Consider the following 25,877-nt stretch of genomic DNA (forward strand, 5'->3'; position numbering starts at 1 on the left):
AGTTTATTTTTTATAATGGGAAAACTATTCTCTTAACTCCAATGGAAAAAACTCTTCTTGCTTCTCTTGTAAAATCCACTTTTTTCTCAATTCATTAAAATTAATCCCAGGTGAACCTGCTGAATAGTCCAATTCATTTCTAAAAAACAAAAACTGTAATTGTGTCTCTATATAAAAATCATTTATATCACTTTCTGGATGATATTCTGATTTTAAATTCAAACTAAATGTTCTTGCAGTAGTATTAGACCAAAAGGCAGTCCAACCACTTTTAAATTCTTTTATCAATGAAAATGCGGTATTTCCAGTCTGACGATCTATCAACTTCAGTAATATCTTTCCATCATTGCGAGACAATTTTTTTAACCGCTCTTTGAACTGGCTTTCTAAATACTTTTGTGAACGCTTTATATATTGGCGCTTTTCCCTATTGGTTTCCATCAACTCTAAATTTTTATTTAGAATAACAAGATTCGCAGCTGTAGCTTCTGCATAAGGATAGACACGTCTAAGGCGATTGCGCAATATAATCATATCTCGTCGATACTTTTCTTCTCGAGCATCCACTCCAATGAATATCTCTGGTATCGAATATTCATGAATTGTATCTCCATTCACTATTATCTCGTGTGGTATATCAGGCACTTGCCTAAGCTCTTGTTCTTGTGCCATACTCAAGAATGGCATTAAAAATAGCACGATAACTATTAACTTTCTCATAACCCAAATTGTTAATCAAAAATATCGCTTTTTGTTGAGTTATAATAACAGATTGGGTAAATTAGCAAAAAATAAAATCATGAATACTGAAACAATTTTAAATGAAGATTCTTTAAAGTTTTTAAAAGAATATCTTAATAATCCATCACCTACAGGTCATGAGTCACAAGGACAAAAGATATGGATGGACTATCTAAAACCGTATGTTGACACTTTTTTTACTGATACTTACGGAACTGCAGTTGGAGTTATCAATCCAGACGCTCCTTATAAAGTTGTTATCGAAGGACACGCAGATGAAATTTCTTGGTATGTAAAATACATAACTGAAGAAGGGTTTATTCACGTTGTAAGAAACGGGGGTAGTGACCACATGATTGCTCCATCTAAAAGAGTATTAATCCACACTAAAAAAGGTACTGTAGAAGGAGTTTTTGGTTGGCCTGCTATCCACATTAGAAATAGAGCTGGAAAAGAAGAATCTCCTAAAATCGAAACTAACTTCATCGATGTTGGTTGTGATTCTAAAACAGAAGTTGAAGCTTTAGGAATTCACGTTGGTTGTGTAATCACTTATCCTGATACTTTCACAATTTTAAATAACAATCGCTTTGTATGTCGTGCAATCGACAACAGAATGGGAGGTTTCATGATTGCTGAAGTTGCTCGTTTATTAAAAGAAAACAAAAAAGAATTACCATTTGGTCTATACATCGTAAACGCAGTTCAAGAAGAAGTTGGTTTGAGAGGGGCCGAAATGATAACACAAACGATTAAACCTAATGTTGCTATCGTAACTGATGTTTGCCATGATTCTAACACACCAATGGTTGACAAAAACATTGAAGGTGATAACAAAATTGGTAGAGGTCCCGTTGTAGGATATGCTCCTGCTATTCAAAATAACCTAAGAGAATTAATTGAAGAAACGGCAGAGAACAACAAGATTCCTTTTCAACGCAACGCTATGTCTCGCGTAACTGGTACAGATACAGATGCTTTTGCTTACAGCAATGGTGGTGTTGCTTCTGCTTTAATCTCATTACCTCTACGTTACATGCATACTACAGTAGAAATGGTTCATAGAACGGATGTTGAGAATACTATTCGCTTGATTTATGAAACTCTTCTTAAAATTGAGAATAACGAAACTTTTTCTTATTTCAAATAAGATTTAAAATATCGCAATTAAAACTTACCCTATAAAGTAACTTACTTTATAGGGCTTTTTGATTCATACAAAACAGCTATTTACACTTCAATTTGTCACGTATTTAAAGGGCTCTTCTATTTAAATCACTTATCTTTGATTTAAAATTGAATATACAATGTCTTTTTACAATAGAAATAAAAAAAGCACGACTAAAATCAACGCTAATCTTACATTAGCTCAATTAATAGAACAAGCCGGTAGTAAACCTGAATACCGCGCTATTTTTTACGATCGTTTTCTAAAAGATTACATCTATGTATTGGTTGAAAAAACACCTAATAGTTCTAATAATAATGAAGGACTTGCAACTGATGCTCCTATTTTGGTTCTGGATGACCAACGCATACCTGTATTTACAAGTCTTGATAGTATTTCTGACAATGGTGAAATAACTGACGATATCTCTTATATGAAAGTAAGAGGTCGCTCTTTCTTAGAGATGACGTTTGGTTCTACTATTATTGTAAACCCTTTTTCTAAAATATATAAGAACTTAGTTCCTGAAGAAATTTCTCAAATGCTTAATGGTAGTATTTTCAACACTTTGTCAAACCCTGTTCTGAAAGCTCAAATGCAAGTAAAAATTGGTAAACCGGAAGTTGAACCTACTGCTCTTTTAGAGGAACTAACACAACTTTTCTCAACGCATGAAGTGATTGATAACGCATACATTGGGTGGACATTCAATCCTATGATCGACAAGAAGCCTCATTATATCTTTGCTATTGAAACTATCGCTGAAAAAGGACAGTTTAAAGAAATAGCTGATATGATTTCAAATACATGTGTACCTCACTTGAAAAAAGAAGAGTTTATAGACATTATTAAATTAGAACAGAATGGCAACTTTAGTGATTACTTCTACAAGCATGCTGAGCCGTTTTATAAGAAACAATAAACTATGAAACAACAAGCTAAGTTTACTCCTATCGATTTGGATACATGGAGCCGTAAACCTTACTACGATTACTATCGCAATAAGTTAAAAACAAAATATACGGTTAGTATTAAAGTTGATATTACAGAACTTCACGCTTGTTATAAAATAAAAGGTTATAAGTTTTACCCTACTTTTATGTATGTAATTATGAAAGCATTAAACAATAGTGAGGCTTTCCGAACAGTCATTCATAACGGACAATTAGGGCAATGGAACTTCTTACAACCTGCTTTTACCATATTTCATGAAGACGATAAAACCTTCTCTGATTTATGGAGTGAATACCATAGTGATTTTGCAATTTTTCATCAGGTAATAATAAAAGATATTGACACTTATAAAGATGTCAAACAAATTAAGGCAAGACCAAACACTCCGCCTAACTTTGTTCCTATCTCTTGTGTACCATGGATTAGTTTTGAAAGCATTAGTCAAGATACAACGGTTGATTCTGACTTTCTACAACCTATTATCCGATTTGGAAAGTTTTACACGGAAAACAACAGGGTTAAAATCCCCTTGTCAATCTTCGTAAATCACGCAATTTCAGATGGATATCACACTTCAATGTTATTAAACGACATACAAAATATAGCTACCAACGTAGCAGAATGGATGAAATAAAAGTGCTTTCGAGCACTTTTATTTTTTTACTCCCTTAGCAAATTAACACTCCCAAAAACATACAACAAACTGAAAACAAGACAACTAATAACATTATTTTACAAAATAATTAAGTTTATATAAGCTGTTTTTAACACAACAAAAAAAGACTATCTTGCGATTTCACTTTTAGAAATAGCAATGAGTACAAAAACAAAAAAGAGCTTTGTAGATAAGTTCCTATCTTCGGTTGAACGAATTGGTAATATGTTACCACATCCAGCTACCCTATTTGCAAGTTTTGCATTATTAGTTATTATAGCTTCTTGGATAGCAAGTTTTTTTGATTTATCCGTTATTCACCCTGGTACACAAGAAGAGATTAAATCATTTAATCTTGTAAGTGCTGAAGGGCTACAAATGATACTTACCAAAATGGTAACCAACTTTACAGGTTTTGCTCCTTTGGGAACTGTACTTGTATCTTTATTGGGAATAGGTATCGCAGAAGGTTCAGGTTTAATTGGAACTGTACTTAAAAAAATTGTCTTATCATCTCCTAAAAAACTATTGACCTTTGTTATTGTTTTTGCTGGTATTTTATCAAATACAGCAAGCGAGGTTGGTTATGTTTTATTAGTTCCTTTAGCTGCAGTTATATTCTTAGCAGCAGGGCGTCATCCTATAGCCGGACTTGCAGCTGCTTTTGCTGGGGTTTCTGGAGGATATAGTGCCAACTTACTATTAGGAACAATCGACCCTTTATTAGCTGGTTTATCAGAAGAAGCAGCTCGTATTATGATTCCTGACTATGTTGTCAATCCAGCTGCAAACTACTATTTCATGTTTGTATCTACTTTTGTTATCGCCGGTTTAGGTACTTGGGTAACGGAAAGAATCGTTGTTCCAAGATTGGGAACATATGAAGGAGAAGAAAAAGCAATCTCTATTGATGCTTTAACGAAAGAAGAGAAAAAAGGATTATTATATGCAGGATTAGCTGCATTAGCTTTCACTGCTTTTGTTTTAGGAGGTCTTATTCCTGAACAAGGATATTTGCGAGGAGAAGGCGGAGCTATTCTTAAATCGCCTTTCATGTCTGGTATTGTAGCTTTGTTATTCATTGGTTCTGCAGTTGCTGGTATCGCTTATGGTATTGGAGCTAAAACAATAAAAAATGATAGTGATGTAATGAAGGGAATGTCTAAAGCAATGGAAACCTTGGGGTCTTATATTGTATTAGTGTTCTTTGCAGCGCAGTTCGTTGCTTATTTCAACTGGACTAATCTTGGTATTATTTTCGCTATTGAAGGTGCGGGTACATTACAAAAATCAGGATTAGGTCCTATTCCACTGATGTTATCATTCGTAATCGTATCTGCTTTAATTAACTTAATTATGGGTAGTGCATCTGCTAAATGGGCAATTATGGCACCTGTCTTTATCCCTATGTTTATGTTATTAGGCTACTCTCCTGAATTTGTTCAGGTTGCTTATAGAATTGGGGATAGTGTTACCAACATCATTTCTCCAATGATGAGTTACTTCGCATTAATTGTTGCCTTTATGCAACGCTATGATAAAAAAGCAGGAATCGGTACAATTGTATCTACAATGTTACCTTATACAATAATATTCTTTATCGGTTGGTCTATCCTCTTAATAATATGGATTCTAATCGGTTTACCTATAGGTCCTGGAGCGCAATTACACGTTACAGTCTAAAAAAATAAAAAGATGCTTGAATAAGCATCTTTTTTTTGCTCTTATTTCTCCTAAAACACAGTCTTTTTAGCTAACTAAAAGTTAAATATAAAGATCTAATAATCACAAAAATAAACCACAAACAACTAAATTACACATATTTAAAAACAATAAAAATTAACATATAATCAAAAACATTAGCGCCATAAAGAATAACTATTGTTTAAAATCACCACCCTATATTTTTAGACTACTTTCGCAAATTCGTTTATTAAAAATAAAGTATGTCAAACAACAAACCGAATAGCTTTCTATTCCTTGTTTACTTAGCAGGACTAAGTATAATCGGCTTTTTAGCCACAGATATGTACTTACCTGCATTTGATAAAATGCGTATAGACTTAGGTACTACAAAAAGCAATATCAGCTTAAGCCTTAGTTTATTCTTAGGAGGATACGCAATCGCCCAATTAATATGGGGACCAATCTCTGAAAAGTTTGGCAAACCAAAAACAATTCTAACAGGCTTGGGAATATTTACTATTTCTTCTCTTATCATATATTTCACAGATAGTGTTGCCTTACTTTTAGCTTTGCGTTTAATACAAGCTATTGGTGTTTGTGCCGCTGCAGTTACATGGTAAACATTAGTTATTGAAAAATACCCAGCAGAAGAAACAAACAAAGTATTTGCCTCTATTATGCCATTAGTAGCTTTATCTCCTGCTCTTGCGCCTCTTTTAGGTGTTTATTTACTTAACCAATTCGGATGGAGATCTATCTTCATCAGCCTTGCTGTAATTGCTATCTTATTAATTGCTTATACATTTACTTTAACAGAAGAGAAAAAAGACGAACACAAAGAAGTTGAAGCAGCTGAAAACAAAAGTTACTTCTCTCTTTTAAAGTCAAAAAAATATGTGGGTAATGTACTTATTTACGCTATTTGCTCTGGTGCATTCTTCGCTTGGCTTACAGGATCACCTTTCTTCTTAAAAGAAATGGGATATACAGAAAGTCAAATCGGACTGAGCTTTGTTCCGCAAACAATTTCTTTCCTAATTGGTGGTTACGGTTATCGCTTTATCTCTCATAAAGTAGAGAGCTATAAAATTATGTCGTTTACAATTGCTTTGTATTCCATTGGTGCAACTACATTATACTTGTTGTCTGTGTTTACAGAACCATCATTAACAACGCTTTTAATACCGTTCTGTTTAATGGCATTAACAAATGGTGCAAACTACCCAATAGTAGTAGCAGAGGCTTTAAAATCTTTCCCTAACAATACAGGAAAGGCTGCCGCACTACAAAACACTATTCAACTTGGTGTATGTTTTATAACAAGTGCTATCGTATCGATATTTACACAAGATGCTTTACTTACAACCACAATCGTAATGGGATGTACTGTTCCCTTTATGTATTTAGGTTTTAGATTAAGTAGAAAATAATACAAATTAAAAAGGAGGCTTTCGAGCCTCCTTTTTTTTATATCTTCAAACCTATTTCTTTATCGAATCATTATAAACTTCTCCTCCACATTTCCACGGAAACACAAGTACCTCACCTCTTTTGTGAATATACGCTGTCAACTCACCCCTTCTTTTAATAAGCGTATCTCCTATTTCAATATGCTTTTTATACTGACTCCACCTTCTTCCAGGATCTATAATTGTTTTTTTACTATTCGTGTAAATATTTGTCCCTTTTAAAACAAAATAATTACTTGATTTTTGTGTAGGCAATTCACTTGCTATAACAATACACTCCATTTGTAATTCACTTTTAGTCAATGCCTCACAATCTGGTCGCAAATTATTACAAGAGCTAAACATAAAACCAACACTAAGTAAAACAACTAAATACTTCATATTACAAGTAAGCATTATAAAACAATCATTACCGCAAGGTAACCTAAATTTATTAAAAGCACTATGTTCTCGTAAACAGGAGAATAAATACACCTATTTAATAACAAAAAAGGGAACCCATAGTAATGGATTCCCTTTCATATATAGTGTAATATTCTAACTATTCATTAGATACGTCAACAGTAGTTTGTTCAGCAATTTGCTTATAAGTACCGTTTTCTAATTTCTCACGAATTGCTTCATAAGCAGATAAAGTCTCAGCAATATCTTCTTTAGTGTGAGTAGCAGTTGGGATCATTCTCAATAAAATGATTCCTTTTGGAATTACTGGATACACAACAATAGATAAGAAAATGCTGTAGTTTTCACGTAAGTCATTTACCATAACCATTGCTTCAGGAATACTTCCTTCTAAGTAAACAGGAGTAACACAAGTGTTAGTATCACCAATATTGAATCCTCTTTCTTTTAATCCATTTTGAAGTAAGTTCACATTCTCCCATAATTTGTTTTTCAACTCAGGGTTAGAACGCAATAAATCTAAACGTTTCAATGCTCCTAATGTAAAAATCATTGGTAATGACTTAGCAAACATTTGAGAACGTAAATTGTATTTTAAGTAATCAATAATATCTTTATCTGCAGCTACAAAAGCTCCAATTGATGCCATTGACTTAGCAAAAGTAGAGAAATAAACATCAATACCATCTTGACATCCTTGCTCTTCACCTGCTCCAGCTCCTGTTGCACCTAAAGTACCAAATCCGTGAGCGTCATCAACTAATAAACGGAAATTGTATTTCTCTTTTAAAGCAACAATCTCTTTCAATTTACCTTGCTGACCTCTCATTCCGAATACACCCTCAGTGATAACTAAAATACCACCTCCAGTTGTTTCAGCCATTTTAGTAGCTCTATCTAAGTTTTTTTCTAAACTTTCAATGTCGTTATGTTTATACGTAAAACGTTTTCCCATATGTAAACGAACACCGTCGATAATACATGCGTGAGAATCTACGTCATATACAATAACATCATTTTTAGTAACCAATGCATCAATAATAGACACCATTCCTTGGTAACCAAAATTTAATAAATAAGCAGCTTCTTTCTGTACGAATGCAGCTAACTCATCTTGTAATTGTTCGTGCATAGAAGTATGTCCTGACATCATACGAGCTCCCATTGGGTATGCCGCTCCGTATTCTGCTGCTGCTTCTGCATCTACTTTTCTTACTTCTGGGTGATTAGATAAACCTAAATAATCATTGATACTCCAGTTAATAACTTCTTTTCCATGAAACATCATACGATTTGACAAAGGCCCCTCTAACTTAGGGAAAACATAATATCCTTCTGCTTGAGATGCCCATTTTCCTAAAGGCCCTTTATTTTTCTGTATTCTGTCAAATAAATCGTTTACCATAATATAACTATGTTTAAAAAAACAAATGCAAAATTAATGATATTTTGTATGCTTTCATAATAAATACAAAACTATTTAATACCAAACACCTTTAACTTTACTAACAATAAAAATGATTTTAATATAAAAATACAATCATAAATTGAGAATATTACCTACTTTATGGTGTATTTTATTTGATAAAAAGTGAATTAAAAAAAGAAAACCTTTCAATATGAAAGGTTTTCTCGTGTAACTATACTAATATAATGCTGGATATAAACTTGGATTTACCTCATTCATAATCGCATAAATTTTTTCAAATACATCTTCAACTGATGGTTTTGAGAAGTAATCTCCATCTGTTCCATAAGCTGGTCTGTGAGCTTTAGCAGTCAAAGTTTGTGGTTCGCTGTCTAAATGACGGTAACCTTTTTGTTCTTCTAAAACTTTTTGTAAGATATATGCTGATGCTCCTCCTGGTACGTCTTCGTCAATTACTAATAAACGGTTTGTTTTAGCTAAACTCTTAACGATATCATGATTAACATCAAATGGCAATAAAGACTGTGCATCAATAATTTCCACTTCAATACCCAACTCCAACAATTCTTGAGCTGCTTGCTCTACAATTCTCAAAGTAGATCCGTAAGAAACCACAGTAATATCTTTACCTTCTTTGATTGTTTCTACTACTCCAATAGGTGTTTTGAACTCACCTAAATTCGTTGGCATCGTTTCTTTCAAACGGTATCCGTTCAAACATTCGATTAACAACGCTGGCTCATCGCTTTCCATTAATGTATTATAGAAACCTGCTGCTTTAGTCATATTACGTGGTACTAAAACGTGCATTCCTCTAATTGCATTAATAATCATACCCATAGGAGAACCTGAATGCCAAATTCCCTCTAAACGGTGTCCTCGTGTTCTTACAATCAATGGTGCTTTTTGACGACCTACAGTTCTATATTGTAATGTAGCCAAGTCATCACTCATAATTTGAATAGCGTATAATAAATAATCTAAGTACTGAATTTCTGCAATAGGACGTAATCCTCTCATTGCCATACCAATTCCTTGACCTAAAATTGTAGCCTCACGAATACCTGTATCTGATACTCTATTTAATCCGTGTTTTTCTTGTAACCCTTCTAATCCTTGGTTTACGTCACCGATATTACCAGCGTCTTCTCCAAAAATCATCACGTTTTTGTGTTTTTCTAAGATAAAATCAAAATTATCTTTCAAAATTACACGTGCATCTACTTCCTCTGATGTTTCATCGTAAGCAGGCAACACCTCATTAACTAATGCAGCTTTGTGAGCTGTTTCAGACATTAAATGAGAACTATATCTACCTTGATTTTGTTCAAAGTAGTTTTCAATAAACTGAACTAAAGTTCCTTTCCCTGCTTCTTTCACTACCATACGCAACGCTTTACGTGCTACAGTAATTACATCTTTGCGGATTGGCTCTTTTATTCCTGCTAAATCATTTGCAAATTTCTCTAAGAAAACGCGGTTTGGACTTGATGCAGCAACTGTATTTAACACAGCTACTAATTGATCTCTTTCTGCTACAATTGGATCTAAATATGCTTTCCAAGCAGCTTTTTTTCCATCAAGAACCTCTTTTTTCAATTGTTTATCTAATTCATCTAACTCTTCTGTTGTAGCGATGTCTGAACTAATAATCCAATTTCTAAACTGAACGATACAATCTTTCTCTGCTTCCCACTCTAAACGCTCTTTACTTTTGTATCTCTCGTGAGACCCTGAAGTTGAGTGTCCTTGTGGTTGTGTAAGCTCTTGTACGTGAATTAAAACTGGCGTATGTTCTTCTCTTGCAATTTTTGAAGCTTTTGCATACGTTTCAATTAAAGAAACATAATCCCATCCGTTTACTCTTAAGATTTCGTAACCGTTTCCTTTATCATCACGTTGAAATCCTTTTAAGATTTCAGAGATATTTTCTTTTGTAGTTTGATATTTTGCGTGAACAGAGATTCCGTAATTGTCATCCCAAACGCTCATAACCATTGGCACTTGTAATACACCAGCTGCATTAATTGTTTCAAAAAACAATCCTTCTGACGTAGAAGCATTACCAATTGTACCCCAAGCTACTTCATTACCATTAACAGAAAAATTACCTTCTGCATCTGCCTCAGCAAATTCTCTATAGTATTTTGAAGCTTGTGCTAAACCTAACAATCTTGGCATTTGCCCAGCTGTAGGAGAAATATCCGCACTTGAGTTCTTTTGATTTACTAATTTATTCCAGTTTCCATTTTCATCAACACTATGCGTAGCAAAGTGTCCTCCCATTTGACGTCCTCCAGACATTGGATCATACGCTAAATCAGCATGTCCAAAAAGTCCTGCAAAAAACTGCTCAACTGTCAATTCTCCAATCGCCATCATAAATGTTTGATCGCGATAGTAACCTGATCTAAAATCACCGTTTTGAAAAGCTTTAGCTAATGCCAATTGTGGCACTTCTTTTCCATCACCAAAAATTCCAAACTTCGCTTTTCCAGTAAGAACTTCACGTCTACCAAGTAAACTACATTCTCTACTTAACTTAGCAATTTTATAATCTTGAATTACCTCTTTCTTAAAATCTTCGTAAGAAAGAGCCATATTTGTTTCTTTTTGACTCATCGTAAAAATGTACTAATTTACCGGTTACGAATATAGAATAATATCGATAAAAAAGCTAATTTATAACACTACATTATTACCAATTAATGCACATCTCAATTATTGTTTTAATAATCAACTCCACATTTAATTATCAAAAACAAAATATTTTGTTAATTCACTATTTATAGATTATTAATATGATAATCGTATTTCAACAAAAAAACCCGTCATCAGACGGGTTTTAAGTTTTTATTAGATACTGTTATTTTTACTCTATAACAGTTAAAATTGACTCTAATGAGAATCGCACTTTTTTCATCGGAGCTAACCAATCATTTTCATGATCTCTTTCTCCCAATGCTAAAATAGTTACGCTTTTTAATCCCTTTGCAGTAAGTCCTAACATCTCATCCATTTGATCATTGTGAAACCCTTCCATTGGCGAAGCGTCAACTTTTAACTCTGCCGCTGCTCCAATAGCTAAACCAAATGCAATATATGCTTGTCTTGCCGCGTGTTGAAATTGTTGTTCCTCTGTTAATGAACCAAAATGAGCTTTAAGCGAGTTTTTATAATCGTTCATTTCTCCTTTTGCCATCTCGCGAATAGTTTCCATATTGTCAAAAACACTATCTATACGCGCTTCAGTATACGTATCCCAAACAGCAAATACCAATAAATGTGAACACTCTTTTACTTGTACCTGATTCATTGCTACAGGAACCAACTTCTCTTTTAACTCTTGATTTTTAATTAAAATCATTTCAAAAGGTTGTAATCCTGATGATGTTGGCGCCATGCGTGCTGTTTCTACAATCTGCATCACTACCTCATCACTTAATTTAACCTCACTATTGTAACGTTTAGTAGCATATCGCCACTGTAAACTATTTAATAATTCCATTTTTCAATATTAATTATTTAGCTAAAAAAGCCAAAACATTCTTTTCTATTCTCTCATTAATATTTGATACATCTGCTTTTACAAAAGGTTCACCTATAATTTTCTCGTACAATTCAATGTAGCGCTCTGAAACTGATGCAATATATTCATCTGTCATTTCAGGTACTTGTTGTCCTTCTTGCCCTTGAAAACCGTTGCCAATTAACCATTGTCTAACAAACTCTTTAGACAATTGCTTTTGAGCCTCCCCTTTTGCTTGACGTTCTTCATAACCATCCGCATAAAAATAACGCGATGAATCTGGTGTATGAATTTCGTCTATTAACACAATCTTTCCTTCTTTTGTCTTTCCAAACTCATACTTTGTATCTACTAAGATAAGTCCTCTTGCCGCAGCAATTTCGCTCCCTCTTTTATAAAGCGCCTGTGTATATTGTTCTAAAACCAAATAATCTTCTTCAGAAACAATTCCCCTTGCCAAGATATCCTCTCTTGAAATATCTACATCGTGTAACCCAATTTCCTCTTTAGTAGAAGGCGTAATAATTGGTGATGTAAGTTTATCATTTTCTTTAAGACCTTCTGCAAGTGTAACACCACATAAAACTCTTTTTCCGGCAGCATATTCGCGAGCAGCATGCCCTGCAAGATATCCTCTAATTACCATTTCTACTTTGAAAGGCTCACAAACGTGTCCCACTGCAACATTAGGATCAGGTGTAGCGACTAACCAATTTGGTACAATATCACTGGTCATCTCCATAAACTTCGTTGCAATCTGGTTCAAGATTTGTCCTTTAAAAGGAATCCCTTTTGGCATAATCACGTCAAATGCAGATAATCTATCCGTAGCAACCATAACCAATAGGTTGTCGTTGATATTGTAAACCTCTCTTACTTTTCCGTGATAAACTGACTTTTGATTTGGAAACTCAAAACTCGTTTTTGTGATTGTGTTATTCATATTTTTATTTAGTTGTGTAGTTCTTTCTTACTTAATACGCTAATAGTTCTATTAACGCTTGTTCAAATCTATTTTTAGGTAGATATTGATCTTCCAAAGCTTTCACAAATGGGATAGCTGTTTCCAAACTTGCCACACGTTTTACTGGTGCGTCTAAATGTTCAAAACAGTTTTCCATAATCATTGCTGATATATCACTTGCAACTCCTCCAAACATTGAATCCTCTTGCAAAATTATAACTTTATTTGTTTTCTTAACGGAATTAAATATAGTTTCAGTATCCAATGGTTGTAAGGTACGCAAATCTATTAAATCTGCTTTTATTTTTGGGTTTTTATCTAAAGTTTCTAACGCCCAATGTACTCCTGCCCCAAAAGATATAATGGTAACATCCCCTCCTTCTCTCAACATTGCTGCTTTGCCAAACGGAATCGTGTAATAATCTTTTGGTACATCCTGATACACACTGCGATACAATTGTTTATGTTCAAAGAATATAACAGGGTTTGGATCGTTAATCGCTGTATTCATCAATCCTTTTGCATCTACTGGAAATGCAGGATAAACAACTTTTAACCCTGGTGTTTTGGTAAACCACGCTTCATTTGTTTGAGAGTGAAATGGCCCTGCTTGGGTACCTCCACCACAAGGCATACGCACTACTACATCCGCTTTTTCATTCCATCTGTAATGTATCTTAGCCAAGTAGTTGACAATCGGATTAAAGCCTGTTGACACAAAATCACCAAACTGCATTTCCATAATTGCTTTTCCTCCATTAATTGAGTACCCCATAGCTGCAGAGACAACCGCACTTTCACAAATTGGTGTATTTCTGATGCGCTCCTTGCCAAACAGATCTACAAAACCATCTGTTACTTTAAATGCTCCTCCGTACTCAGCAATATCTTGCCCCATTATAACTAACTCGGGATGTCTTTCAAATGACTCTTTCAACGCTTGTGAAATAGCGTCTATAAAACGGATATTTTCCTTTTCTATTGATGGTTTAACTTCTTCGTAAACAAAAGGCGCGTACATATCTGATAACTCCTCTTGCAGATTAGCTACAATTGGCGCTTCTTCTTGCACTGCTTTCCAATCTCTATCTATCTCTTCTTTAAATGCTTGACGCATTACCTCATCTACTTCTGCTGTTAACACACCTTCTGCTAATAGATAAGAACGATAATTTTCCAATGGGTCTTTGCGTTCCCATTCATCCATTAACTCTTGCGGTACATACTTTGTACCACTTGCTTCTTCATGCCCTCTACGTCTAAACGTTAAAAACTCAATCAATACAGGGCGTGGATTCTCTCGCATTGACGCTGCAATCTCACTAATTTGCGTATAGACTTCTAAGATATTATTTCCGTCTATAATATGACTTTCCATTCCATATCCTTGCGCTCTATCCGCCAAGTGTTTACATCGATATTGCTCATTAGTAGGTGTAGACAATCCGTAACCATTGTTTTCAATAACAAACAGTACTGGTAAATCCCACACAGATGCAATATTCAACGCTTCGTGAAAATCTCCTTCCGACGTTCCCCCTTCACCAGTAAACACCGCCGTTATCTTCTTTTGTTTACGCAATTTGTGTGCCAAGGCTATTCCATCAGCAACTCCCAACTGTGGCCCAAGGTGCGATATCATTCCAACGATGTGGTACTCCTGAGTTCCAAAGTGAAAAGAGCGTTCTCTTCCTTTTGTAAAACCATTCGCTTTTCCTTGCCATTGGGAGAATAATCGGTGTAGTGGAATATCTCGAGAAGTAAAAACTCCCAAGTTTCTATGCATGGGTAAAACATATTCGTCTGACTCTAAAGCAGCTACAATTCCAACAGAAATTGCCTCTTGCCCAATACCTGAGAACCATTTGGTTACCTTGCCTTGCCTAATAAGAATAAGCATTTTTTCTTCTACCATACGAGGTTTAAGTAGCCTCTGGTAAAGATCAAGTAATACTTGATCTGATAATTTTTTTCGGTTATAGTTTATTTGTTTCATGGTTGGTTTTAAAGAAACTAAAATAAGAATATTTGCGAATCAAAAAACATTACCACCTTCTTTTTACTCTCATTTTGAGATAAAAGAATCCCTATTTTATTTTTAACCATCCCTTTATAATCTAAGAGGACTTACGCCAAGCTAAAAACAAGAGTAATACAATAGATAAATAAACAAGTAAAAAAGGCAATACACTTACGTCAAAAAAACGGTAACCGATAATACTAAAAAAGAAAACAACCGGATAAACCAAAACTAAATACAGAAAAGTTCTGGATACAAAAAATTGTATCTTCTGTTTATTATTTGATGCTTTAAATACAGGAGCTCCTAAGCTCATAACGGAAGGAATAAACATTAATACACTCCCTAAAAACGCTATACTAACTATAATCCACAAGACAATATTCATCGGCACTTTGTATTTCTTTGTTCTAATTACTATAGTGACATTTTTCTATCACATTTCACAAACAAAAATAGAATTATAATTTTACAGCTAAAATAAATCTTCTTTAAAGCACAGAAAAAGATTAGGGATTATCCTTAATTAGGTTTCATTCTTATATTGGGGTTGACATAAATTGGGCATTCCTCTGCAGTTAAAGTAATACTTGCCGGATTTGACCTATACATCTCATCTCCGTAAGGTTCCCAAGTACCACCTTCTTTTGCTTTCATTGAATATCTCACAGTTGCTTTATTCCCTACAAAGTTATCATTAGGTATAAAAGTGATATAACTTATATTAGGATCATAAATCCACATACCATTAGTATCAGCATATCGATACCCTTCAATAGCAGTTGTTCCATCACTCGAATAAAAAACAAAAGACGCTGGATCTATATTTTCATTTCCTGCTATAGGATTTGATATATGATTAGTATATGCATAATCATCTGTAAATGCATAAAACTTAGACGCTGTTTTATCACATACAGTCATATTTTTATCTGTAGCAACTGCTGAATAAGGCACAGAAATCAACAAATTTCTAATCATGTGTATATCTGTACGTCCTCCTGTAATCCCAGCAAATCCAACCTTAAAAATTTTTGGAATCGGTGCATCCAAAACAAACTTAACATCTTCCCCTGCTACATTCTTCTCTTTTTTCTTTGTTGTAAAATCACCAAACTTTGCCTCTGCATTTTCAAAATAAGTCACTTTTGTTTTATAGTGATATTTATCTATAATCGTAGAAATCACCTTACCGTGTTGAATTTTTACTGTTACAACAAGTCCACCTTCTCTATGCGGTAATAAACTAATAAATGCTTTTCTAAAATTCTCATCGTCTTCATTATCCGCAACCTTTCCATTTCGCAAGCTAAACGAAGTTTTCTGTGAAAAACTTGGCCCAAAACTATAAGTACCATCATCATTTAATTCAGCACTACCATTAGTTTGAGAATCTGTTTTCAAAGTACTCACTGTTTTCAACACAGGATACCCTCTGTACCCTTGCATTGGATCACCATCAGGTAACTTATATTCAGCCCCTCTTAAGGTAACGTGACTTTGCCCTACAGTCCACGAATTCAAAGCTGGCCAATTATGACCTTTTATTCCTGATATTCTTATATCACTTTGAAATGCTCTGTTTTTAAAATTTCCTGTAATATTCAAACCTACTCCTAAATAAGCATTAGGCAACCCCTTTCTTCTTTTTAATTTCTCATCCTCTGAAGCTCTATTATACATATAGCCCATAGAACGACCTGTTGCCCCCATTTGCATTTCTTCTGAAGAAGTAGCCCCATCATACAAGAAAACAATAAAACCATCTGTTCCTTCTACTTCAGGACCATCATAAACATTAAATTCAAAACTAATATCAATACCATTACTCGACGTAAAAGCCATATCATCCATTAAAACAGCACCAAATCGCTGTTGTTCTAAAGGAGTAAGCTTTAAACCATACTTAGTAAATCTTGCACTATTCTTCTCACGTTCTGGTAAATAAAGTCCTTTTGGAACATCAGTTCCCTCTTGAAGTGTCAAGAAAAAAGGATAGTGTACTTTTCCACTCTGTGCAAAAATATTTATGAATGAAAACACTAAAAACACAACTGTTATTTTAAATATATTCATAATTAAAAATTTAGATTTTTATACTAATTCTAATAAACACAAACACTATTACCTAAATTTAACATAAAATACACAAAAAAACAACTTTCAAAATCACACTATATAAAACTATTAAAAAAATTATTTGGTTAACTTTACAATTCTTAACAACGGCAAGAATCATAAATGCTCAACAAAGTAATCAATCGTAGATTATTCGAGGACTATTTGAGACTTGTTCGGAAAAAGGGGCCTTTTTCCGAACAAGTCCCGAACAACTATACTACTTTCCCGAAACAAGCAACAAAAAACACTTAATTCAAATTTTCTCAAGACACTTTGCTTTACAAAAAAGGCAAACTGCTCATTGTTCCATAAAAAAAGGACAAGCATTTCTGCCTGTCCTTTTAAAATTTACTTATTAAAAAATTCTTATTTCACTTCTAATACAATATTCATAAATGTTTTTCCTGTTACAACTCCATCACCTTTTACTTTATAAACCAATACTCCTTCTTCACTTAATGATACTATTTCGAATACAGTAGTATCATAATAAGTAATATGGTAATTTAATTCATTAGCAGGCAATACAGGTAATTTCCCATCTATTCCAACACTTGAATACATTGGTGCTGAGAATTGTCTAAAATAATCAGCATAGATATCTTTAGTTATTGTCTCATTTGCTTTTACCTCTAATGCAATTGATGGCATATAGAAAAATTTAGGCATTGCAGCTTTTAATTCCTGAAATGATGCACCACCATTTCCATCTGCTACTAATACAGTACCTTGATTTTTATTTACTGAACTAATTTTAGTTTCATGTACCTCTCTGTTTCCGATATGTTTTTCTTTTACCCCTCCGTCTGCTATTTTAATTGACGCTGGATCGACTAATGCATAAATTCCATGATCAACTTCTATAGAATTATCAGATGATGTTAATGCTTTACCATAATCTTTTGGTATCCCATATTCTGCACCTCCTTTTCCGTCGGCTATTAAGAAAGAACCTTTTTTGAATTTACCAGAAGAAATCTTATCGTATGTAACAGCTTTTTCACCAATAAAACCAGAAGTAATTCCCAGCGGTGCTAGTTGTATTGACAAAGGAGAAAGTAAAACAAATTGATTACTTTCCATTTCTCCATACTGTAAAGGATGTCCAAGGGTTAATTTTTTTCCTCTTGTAAAAGCCGCAGCTCCTTTTCCATCAGCTCTTAGTACCCCCAAAGTATCATTAGAAGCACTACGAATCTTTTCAGGATTTATTGTTCTATATGCAATCTTATCATTTACTATAGCACCATCAGCAATCTTATCTGTTGTAATTCCCCCATCTCTAACATCAATAGAAGCGGCGTTTAACAAAGCGTGATCTCCGTCTGTTACTTCAATAGCACCTGGTCCAGACAATTCGGCTCCACCTAACTCTAACATCGAATTAATATCTTTAAAAGCAGTAGCCCCATTTCCATCAGACACTAAAAAATGATTTTCTGGCTTACCTACAGAATTAATTTTATCTGGTGTAACTGATTTTCCAGCTAAGTGTTTTGTTTGTACTCCGCCATCTGCAATATCAAGTTTCATTGGCTTCAATACCGCCTTATCACCATTCTCAATTTTAATAGAGTTTTCCGTACTTGTAACTGCTTCTCCGTTATCAAACACCAACTCATCCATTCCCTTATAGCTTACAGTTCCATCACCTTTGGCAGTAAGTACCGTATTTTCAACAGCATTACTATCTCCTACTTTAGAACTAATTTTCTCTTTTGTAACAGAATTATTTTGCAAATGGTTTGTTGCCACTCCTTCTGTAGCAATCTTAATTTCCGTTTCTTTTATTAAAGCTTTATTACCAGAAGCAACTTCAATAGAACCATCTGCTTTCAAATCTTGACCGTGATTTACAACAAGAGTACCCAAACTTTTATAAACTGCACCACCTTTTCCATCTGCACTTAACACAGCATCTGTAGCCGCGTTACCAGTTGGTAAAACAGTACTTACCTTATCTACTGTTACGGCTCCTGCAGCAAGTTTTGTATTTGTAACTGCTCCATTCGCTAACTTAGATTCTAATACAGCACTTTCACCAATTTTTGCACTTGTAACAGCTGCATTTCCAAGTTTATCTGTAGTAATTGCATTTGTTACAACCTTACTCGTTGAAACAGCATTATCAGCTAATTTTCCATTTGTAACCGCATTTCCTGCCAATAAGTCTGTTGTTATTCCTTCTTTTTTAACTTGAATATTTACTGCGCTATTAACAGCTTTTTTACCCGTTGTATTGTCAACAAACTCTAAAGCATTTCCTACTACTAAATCTTCAGCATTGTTATCTACAACTGCTTTAATTGCCTTGTATTCAACTGTTCCGTCTGCATTAGAAACAGGAACCAAATTTGCTGTTTTAGGTGCTCCTAATTTAGTTGCATCTACTTGTTGACCAACAATGTGTTTTCCTAAAATAGAACTCTCATTAATTGCTAAATCAACATTTGTCAATACAGCCCCGTTGCCACTTGTAACTTTAATAGTAGTGTCTTTACTTCCCAAATCACCTTTAGTGATTACTTCACTTACAGCTTTGTACGCTACATTTCCACTACCATCTGCAGTTAATACAGTATTAGCAGCTTCATTTGTAGTTGCACCTTTCTTAGAGCTAATCTTAGCTGCAGTAACTGCCTTATCAGCTAATTGAGTCGTTTTTACTGCACTTGCTGCAATATGCTTATTCTCAATTCCACCATCTGCAACTTGAATACTTACATCATTTAATACCGATTGACCAGCGTTTGTGACTTTAATTGAAGCATCAGAACCTAATGTTTTTGCATTTGTATTTAATGGTAAATATTGTGCTTCTCCGTCTCCTAAAGAGGTTAGTACCGTACCCTTCAGAGATGTTTCACTATTCATCTTTGTAGCAGTAATATTCTTATCAGCTATTTTTGCATTTGTAATACCTCCATTTCTAACACCAATACTCACATCTTTTAAAACAGCATTTGCACCACCAGTAATTTCAATAGCTCCATTTGCTGTTTCAGACAAGTTCTTTCCATCTACATTTATCAGGTTATTTATTGCTGTAAACTTCGCTCCTCCATTTCCATCAGCTATCAATACGTGATTGATAGTCTCACTTTCAGAAGAAATTTTACTTGCTGTTACTGCCTTATTTTTTAAGTGTTCTGTTTGAACTCCTTCTGTTTTAATATCTATAGAAGCGGCTTTCAATAAAGCTTTTTCACCGGTTTTAACTTCAATTGCTCCATTTCCAGATAATGCTTCTCCTTGGTTGAAAACTAATTCATCCATTCCCTTGTAAGCAACTTTATCTCCAGCTGTCACAGTTAGCACTGTATTTTCAGCAGCTCCTTCTGGATTAATCTTAGCAGTTGTAACCGTATTATCAGCTAATTGAGCTGTTTTTACCGCACCTACTTTGATGTGTTCATTGCCTACACCTTGATTTGTAATCTTAATTTCGGTTGCTTTTAATAAAGCTTTATTATCTGCTGTAACCGAAATAGAACCATCAGCTGTTAAGTTTTCACCTTGATCGAATACTAATTCACCTACTCCTTTATAAGCAACATTTCCGCTACCATCTGCAGTTAACACAGTATTTGCAGCAGCTCCTTCTGAGCTAATCTTAGCAGTTGTAACAGCTTTATCAGCTAATTTAGTATTAGTGATTCCTTGATCTTTGACATCAATTGAAGTTAAAGCAAGAACCGCATTTTTACCTTCTGTTCCATTAATAAATTCTAATGACGAACCAACTGACATATCAACTCCTCCAGCTTGGACTGCTTCTTTTACAACATAATCAAAACCTCCGTTACCATCAGTTACAAGTAATCTATCAACAGGTTGGTTTTCAGATGTCAATTTACTTTTAGTAATTGAATTTTCATTGATTTTAAGATTTATGTCTTGAAGAACTACACCTTTTCCATCTTGTCCATCTCCAAAACCGATGATTCCATCTGTCGTTATATCGTGAGCTTCCGTTTGCTCTGCTGCTACTGTAGAATAAACAAAGCCACCATTTCCATCTGTTACTAAGATTTTACCTTCTCCTTCTTCTGACCCTAATTTTTCAATAGTAACATTTTTACCTTCTATTTTATCCGTGGTAACTGCACCATCAGCTATTTTATCAGTGATAACTGCATCCTTAGCTAATTTCGCAGAGGTAATAGATGTATCAGCTAAGCCTAACTTTACGTTAGAAAGCACTGTACCTGTACCATTTTCAACAGTAACAACATCATCTGTCGTAATATTTCCTTTACCTGTGATACTTGCAGAAGTAATAGGCAGATAATTAACTTTACCTGCTCCATCTGCAGTAGCAACAGTTCCTACTGTAGCGCCAGTTGATTTAAGTTTAGATGCTTCAATTGAGTTATCCTTTACACTTAAATTAACATCGCCTAATGTTTTATTTTTTCCATTATCAACCGTTATAATCGCATCTCCTGACAAGTTCCCTTTTGAAGCAATAACATCTGTTGTAATCTGCTTGTAAGTAACATTTCCTTCCGCATCACTAATTGCCACGCGATTATCAGCACCTTCTACTATTCCTCCAAACAGTTTTGCATTAGTAATAGCCTTATCAGATACTTTATCAGCTGTAACTGCACTAGTTGCAATTTTTGATTCTTCAACACTTCCTGCAGCTAAATGAGTATTTTTAACCCCACCTGTTTTTAAACTTAACGCTGTTTTCTTATCGTCAGCTCCAAACAAAACATTTTCTCCTCCATCAACTTCTATACTTTCATTTCCTACTATATCCCCTTTCATCGAAGATTTCACAGCATTTGAAACAGGCTGAAAAGCAACACCACCACTACCATCTGCAGTTAAAATATCACCTCCTGCAAAATTGCTATTAGTTGTTGCATCTATATCCTTAGAGCTAATTAAATCAGTAGTTACTGCTTTAAAATCAATATGCTTTGTTTGAATTCCTCTATCATTTACTTTAAGAGTTATATCTTTTCCTAAGATTGCTTTTTGAGTTTCACTACTTACCGATATTGAATTATCTGCCTTTAAAGAACCTGTTTCTTGAAGTTCCCCAAATGATTTATACGCTACATTACCTTGCCCATCTGCTGTAAGAACTGTCTTATCGGCAGCAATACCAGAGCCAATCTTATCTGTAGTAACAGCATTATCACCAATAAACTCGTTAGTGACACCTTTATCAGCTAAAGAAATATTCACCGGTTGTAAAGTTGCCTTATTATCTACCTGATCTATAACAATAGGACCTGTAGTAGAAAGTTTTACTGACTTTTCGTTAAAGATTGTGTCAACTCCTTTGTAATACGTTCCTCCCTGTCCATCAGCAGTTAACACTTGATTTTCAGCAGCCGTTTTTCCAGAAACTACAGAACTAATTTTATCAGTAGTAACAGCCTTATCAACCAATTTTGCAGTGGTAATAGATGTATCAGCTAAACCTAACTCTACATCAGAAAGTACTTTCCCTGTACCATTTACAACAGTAACAACATTATCTGTTGTAATATTTCCTGCTCCAGTAACCATATCACTTGTTACTGCTCTATAAGTTACAGTACCTGCCGCATCAGTCGTTGCTACAAGATTAGCAGTTCCAGTTGGGCCAACTAATTTAGTAGCTGTAACAGTTTTATCAGTAATACCTAATGTAACATCAGCAAGTACTTTGTTAGCACCTTCACTAACACTAACAATACCATCTGTTTTGATTTCTCCAGCTGTAGTAATCATATCTCCCGTAATTGCTTGATATGCTACTTTATCACCATCAACAACTGTTAGAACAGTATTTTTATTAGCCCCTTCAGCATTTAGCTGTTTTGTTGTAACCGCTTTATCTGCCAATTTTTCTGTGCTAATTCCTTTATCTGTAATTGCTAAATAGATATCTTTTAAAACAGCTCTATCTCCATTAGTTTCACCTGTAGCCTCCGTCTTTCCAGATACGCTAATAATTCCGTCTGATTGTAAATTACCAGCTTTCGGTGCAATTATATTTTCAATTGGAGAATAAGTTACATTTCCATTTCCATCTGCTGTAAGCACCTCTCCTCTTTTAGCATTTCCTGTAACTACTGTAGAACTAATTTTGTCTGTAGTAACTGATTTGTTACCAATATATTCATTTGTTATTCCTCCTTTTTCTAAGGAAACAGTAATCGGTTGTAAAGTTGCTTTATTATCTTCATTACTAACCTTGATAGGTCCCGTTGTTGAAAGTTTTTCAGCAGTAGAAATCATATCACTGGTAAGAGCTTGATAAGTAACATTTCCATTACCATCTGCGGTAAGAACAGTGTTTCTTTCTGCCTCTTTAGAATCTATTTTATCTTTTGTTACACTTTTAACAGCAAGGTGTTCATTCTTAACTCCCCCTGTTTTCAAGCTCAACTTAGCATCTTTGGATGCCTGACCAAAAAGAACATCTTTACCTCCTTCAACAGCAATACTTTCACTCTCTACAATATCACCTTTAGCTACTCTACTAACAACCGTTTCTGCACTTTCAAACTTAGCCATTGGGTTATCTATTCCTCCTTCAGAAACTAATATTGCTCCATTTACTGCTCCTATAGCACTAATTTTGTCCTGAGTAACAGCTCTACTTGCGATATGTTCGTTCTTTATTCCTCCTGTATCAACTTTAATAGAAAGTTCTGACAACAAAGCCTTACTTGCTACACCTTCTACTTTTAAAGAAGCATCTGTTTTAAGCCCTTTTCCTTGATTAGCAACAGTCGCGTAAATACTATTCTGAACTGTTTCATTACCTAAAATAGTTGTTATATTATCAATAACATCAGTAGGAATATCAATAGTTGAAATAACTCCTTGTTCGTCTGTATACGTATATTTTCCATCAACGCCTTTAACAAGCGTAGTAACAATATTTAATTCAGATAACTTAATGTTTACTTTGTGTTTATCTGTATCTTCTAATGAAAATTCGCTATTCTTATTTAATTCGCCTCCTATTTTAGTTACAGCAAATGCCTTGTTTTTAGTATTCTCATCTGCTATTTTAGCATAGTAAAACTCTCCCTTATCATCAACCATTAATACTTTTCCTGCATCAGCAGTTGTTGCAATCAATTTATCTTTTGTAATACTCTTATCTTTTACAGATAAAATCACATTATTTAGTACAGCATTATCCCCTCCAGACACCTCAATAATATTACTATTACTCGATAGTTTTCTACCTTGAGAAGCAACAGTAGTATAAATATTTTCTTGTACCGTTTTATCACCTAAGATTGTTTGGATATTATTAACAACATCTGTTACAACTTGAATCTTATACGAAGCCTTTGCTTCATTATAATAAGTATAATTCCCTTTGCTATCATTACTAATATATGTGTCTATATTAATATCACTTAAAGGCACTGGGAACGAATCATCTTCCGAGTCCGTTATCGTTAAATTATCACCGTCAACAACAAAAGTGCTGATTACTGTATTTTTACCATCTAAAATGGCATAGTGTAATTTCCCATCTTCATTAACAACTAATGCTTTTCCAGCATCAGCTACAGTAGCAATTAACTTGTCTTTGGTAATGCTGTGATCTGTTACAGATAAAGTTATTTCTGATAATACAGCTTTATCTCCATTTGTAACTGCTATAATACTATCTGTATTAATCTTCTGACCTTTAGTAGCAATAGTATTATATATACTATCTTGTACTTCCGTTACCTTTAAAATAGTATCAATATTTTTTATAACTGAGTTTGGAATATCAATAATAACAACAGTCCCTTTTTCATCAACATATTCAAATTTGCCTTCACCAATATCCTTTAATGTTGAAACAATATTTAATTCAGATAAAGCGATATCGATTCTATCACCATCCGAATCTGTTATAAATAAAACACTTGAGGCATCTAATTTTCCATCTTTACTTTCAACAGCAATACTCTCATTTTTAGCATTCTCTTGTAAAATTACTGCATAGTAAACATCTCCATCCTTATCAACCATCAACACTTTACCTACATCAGCTTTATCAGCTTTTAATTTAGAAGGTGTAATTGATTTATCCTTTACACTTAACTTCACATCGTTAAGTACAGCTCTTTCTCCTTTTTCAACATTAATAATACTATCGCCTTCCAAATGTCTTGCGTTTGCTTTTATTTGAAGAAGGATTTCTGCAATAACTTTTGGGTCATTAACAATTGTGTGAATATTATCTATTACTTCAAAAGGGATATCAATTTTTGTAACTCTATTTGTTTCATCTGTATAGGTAAAAATACCTTTTTCGCCATCTTCCAACGTAGATACAATGTTTATATCTTTTAAGGGAACCTCAACAGTTTGATCCTTAGAATCTTTTACAAATAATGTTTTCTTAACAAGATTGACTGCCATTTCCTTGTTGTGTGTGTCAAAGCCTTCCAGGTTTTTCACGTCTTCTGAATTGATTAGACGTACCCATTGACCACCCATCCAATAATAGTAACCTGCTGGTAAAGTACCTTTCGTACCAAGGTTATAGACCAACAAACTTTCTGCTGCTTTTCCACCAGCAAATGAGGCACTACTTTTTAGATCAGTTAAATTAATCCTTGGGATTAACAAACCTCTATCTGCATCTGAAGTTGCAGCAATATCTAACATTGAAGAAGCAGCCGGTCTTTCTATTCCGATACCTACCTGCCCAAATGTATAGCCTGATAAAAGTAATGCAGATAATAATGTGATTTTTCTGTTCATAATATTTTA

At 34.2% G+C, this 25,877-nt stretch carries 13 protein-coding genes and 1 pseudogene; 5 read left to right on the forward strand and 9 right to left on the reverse strand.

Annotation, left to right across the window (positions count from 1 at the left end; genetic code table 11):
- Positions 1 to 24: 24 nt before the first annotated feature.
- Positions 25 to 720 (reverse strand): DUF4294 domain-containing protein, encoded by a 696-nt coding sequence (locus GQS07_RS13055; RefSeq protein WP_158211198.1) that lies wholly within the window; start codon positions 718 to 720, stop codon positions 25 to 27.
- Between the two features lie 79 nt (positions 721 to 799).
- Between GQS07_RS13055 and GQS07_RS13060 the strand changes: the two genes are divergently transcribed.
- The 5 genes and pseudogenes from GQS07_RS13060 to punC all read left to right on the forward strand — a co-directional run bounded on the left by GQS07_RS13060 (position 800) and on the right by punC (position 6,634).
- Complete coding sequence (locus tag GQS07_RS13060; protein ID WP_158211199.1) at positions 800 to 1,891, forward strand: M42 family metallopeptidase; 1,092 nt, start codon at positions 800 to 802, stop codon at positions 1,889 to 1,891.
- A gap of 157 nt (positions 1,892 to 2,048) precedes the next feature.
- Complete coding sequence (locus GQS07_RS13065) at positions 2,049 to 2,831, forward strand: enhanced serine sensitivity protein SseB (protein WP_158211200.1); 783 nt, start codon at positions 2,049 to 2,051, stop codon at positions 2,829 to 2,831.
- Between the two features lie 3 nt (positions 2,832 to 2,834).
- The gene (locus GQS07_RS13070) at positions 2,835 to 3,497 is read left to right on the forward strand and encodes a CatA-like O-acetyltransferase (RefSeq protein WP_158211201.1); all 663 of its coding nucleotides are present in this window, start codon (positions 2,835 to 2,837) and stop codon (positions 3,495 to 3,497) included.
- Positions 3,498 to 3,677: 180 nt separating this feature from the next.
- Positions 3,678 to 5,201, forward strand: a complete 1,524-nt coding sequence (locus GQS07_RS13075) for an AbgT family transporter (protein WP_158211202.1) — start codon at positions 3,678 to 3,680, stop codon at positions 5,199 to 5,201.
- A gap of 368 nt (positions 5,202 to 5,569) precedes the next feature.
- Positions 5,570 to 6,634: pseudogene (gene punC / locus GQS07_RS13080) on the forward strand (purine nucleoside transporter PunC).
- 51 nt (positions 6,635 to 6,685) lie between these two features.
- On the opposite strand, the gene GQS07_RS13085 reads toward punC, so the two are convergent.
- The 8 genes from GQS07_RS13085 to GQS07_RS13120 form a co-directional block, all read right to left on the reverse strand.
- Entirely contained in the window at positions 6,686 to 7,054 is a 369-nt protein-coding gene (locus tag GQS07_RS13085) for a hypothetical protein (RefSeq protein WP_158211203.1), read from the reverse strand.
- Positions 7,055 to 7,214: 160 nt separating this feature from the next.
- The gene (locus tag GQS07_RS13090; RefSeq protein ID WP_158211204.1) at positions 7,215 to 8,480 is read right to left on the reverse strand and encodes an aminotransferase class I/II-fold pyridoxal phosphate-dependent enzyme; all 1,266 of its coding nucleotides are present in this window, start codon (positions 8,478 to 8,480) and stop codon (positions 7,215 to 7,217) included.
- Between the two features lie 240 nt (positions 8,481 to 8,720).
- Positions 8,721 to 11,126, reverse strand: coding sequence for a thiamine pyrophosphate-dependent enzyme (locus GQS07_RS13095; RefSeq protein WP_158211205.1), 2,406 nt, complete (start codon positions 11,124 to 11,126; stop codon positions 8,721 to 8,723).
- A 250-nt stretch (positions 11,127 to 11,376) separates the two neighbouring features.
- Entirely contained in the window at positions 11,377 to 12,012 is a 636-nt protein-coding gene (locus tag GQS07_RS13100; RefSeq protein ID WP_158211206.1) for a nitroreductase family protein, read from the reverse strand.
- A 13-nt stretch (positions 12,013 to 12,025) separates the two neighbouring features.
- Positions 12,026 to 12,976 (reverse strand): phosphoribosylaminoimidazolesuccinocarboxamide synthase, encoded by a 951-nt coding sequence (locus GQS07_RS13105; RefSeq protein WP_158211207.1) that lies wholly within the window; start codon positions 12,974 to 12,976, stop codon positions 12,026 to 12,028.
- 31 nt (positions 12,977 to 13,007) lie between these two features.
- Positions 13,008 to 14,993, reverse strand: a complete 1,986-nt coding sequence (locus GQS07_RS13110) for a thiamine pyrophosphate-dependent enzyme (RefSeq protein WP_158211208.1) — start codon at positions 14,991 to 14,993, stop codon at positions 13,008 to 13,010.
- 546 nt (positions 14,994 to 15,539) lie between these two features.
- Entirely contained in the window at positions 15,540 to 17,093 is a 1,554-nt protein-coding gene (locus GQS07_RS13115) for a hypothetical protein (RefSeq protein WP_158211209.1), read from the reverse strand.
- A gap of 411 nt (positions 17,094 to 17,504) precedes the next feature.
- Positions 17,505 to 25,868 carry a beta strand repeat-containing protein gene (locus tag GQS07_RS13120; RefSeq protein ID WP_158211210.1) on the reverse strand — a complete coding sequence of 2,788 codons (8,364 nt, stop codon included), beginning with the start codon at positions 25,866 to 25,868 and terminating at the stop codon, positions 17,505 to 17,507.
- Positions 25,869 to 25,877: the final 9 nt, after the last annotated feature.

This window comes from Myroides phaeus (assembly GCF_009799805.1).
Classification (GTDB): domain Bacteria; phylum Bacteroidota; class Bacteroidia; order Flavobacteriales; family Flavobacteriaceae; genus Flavobacterium; species Flavobacterium phaeum_A.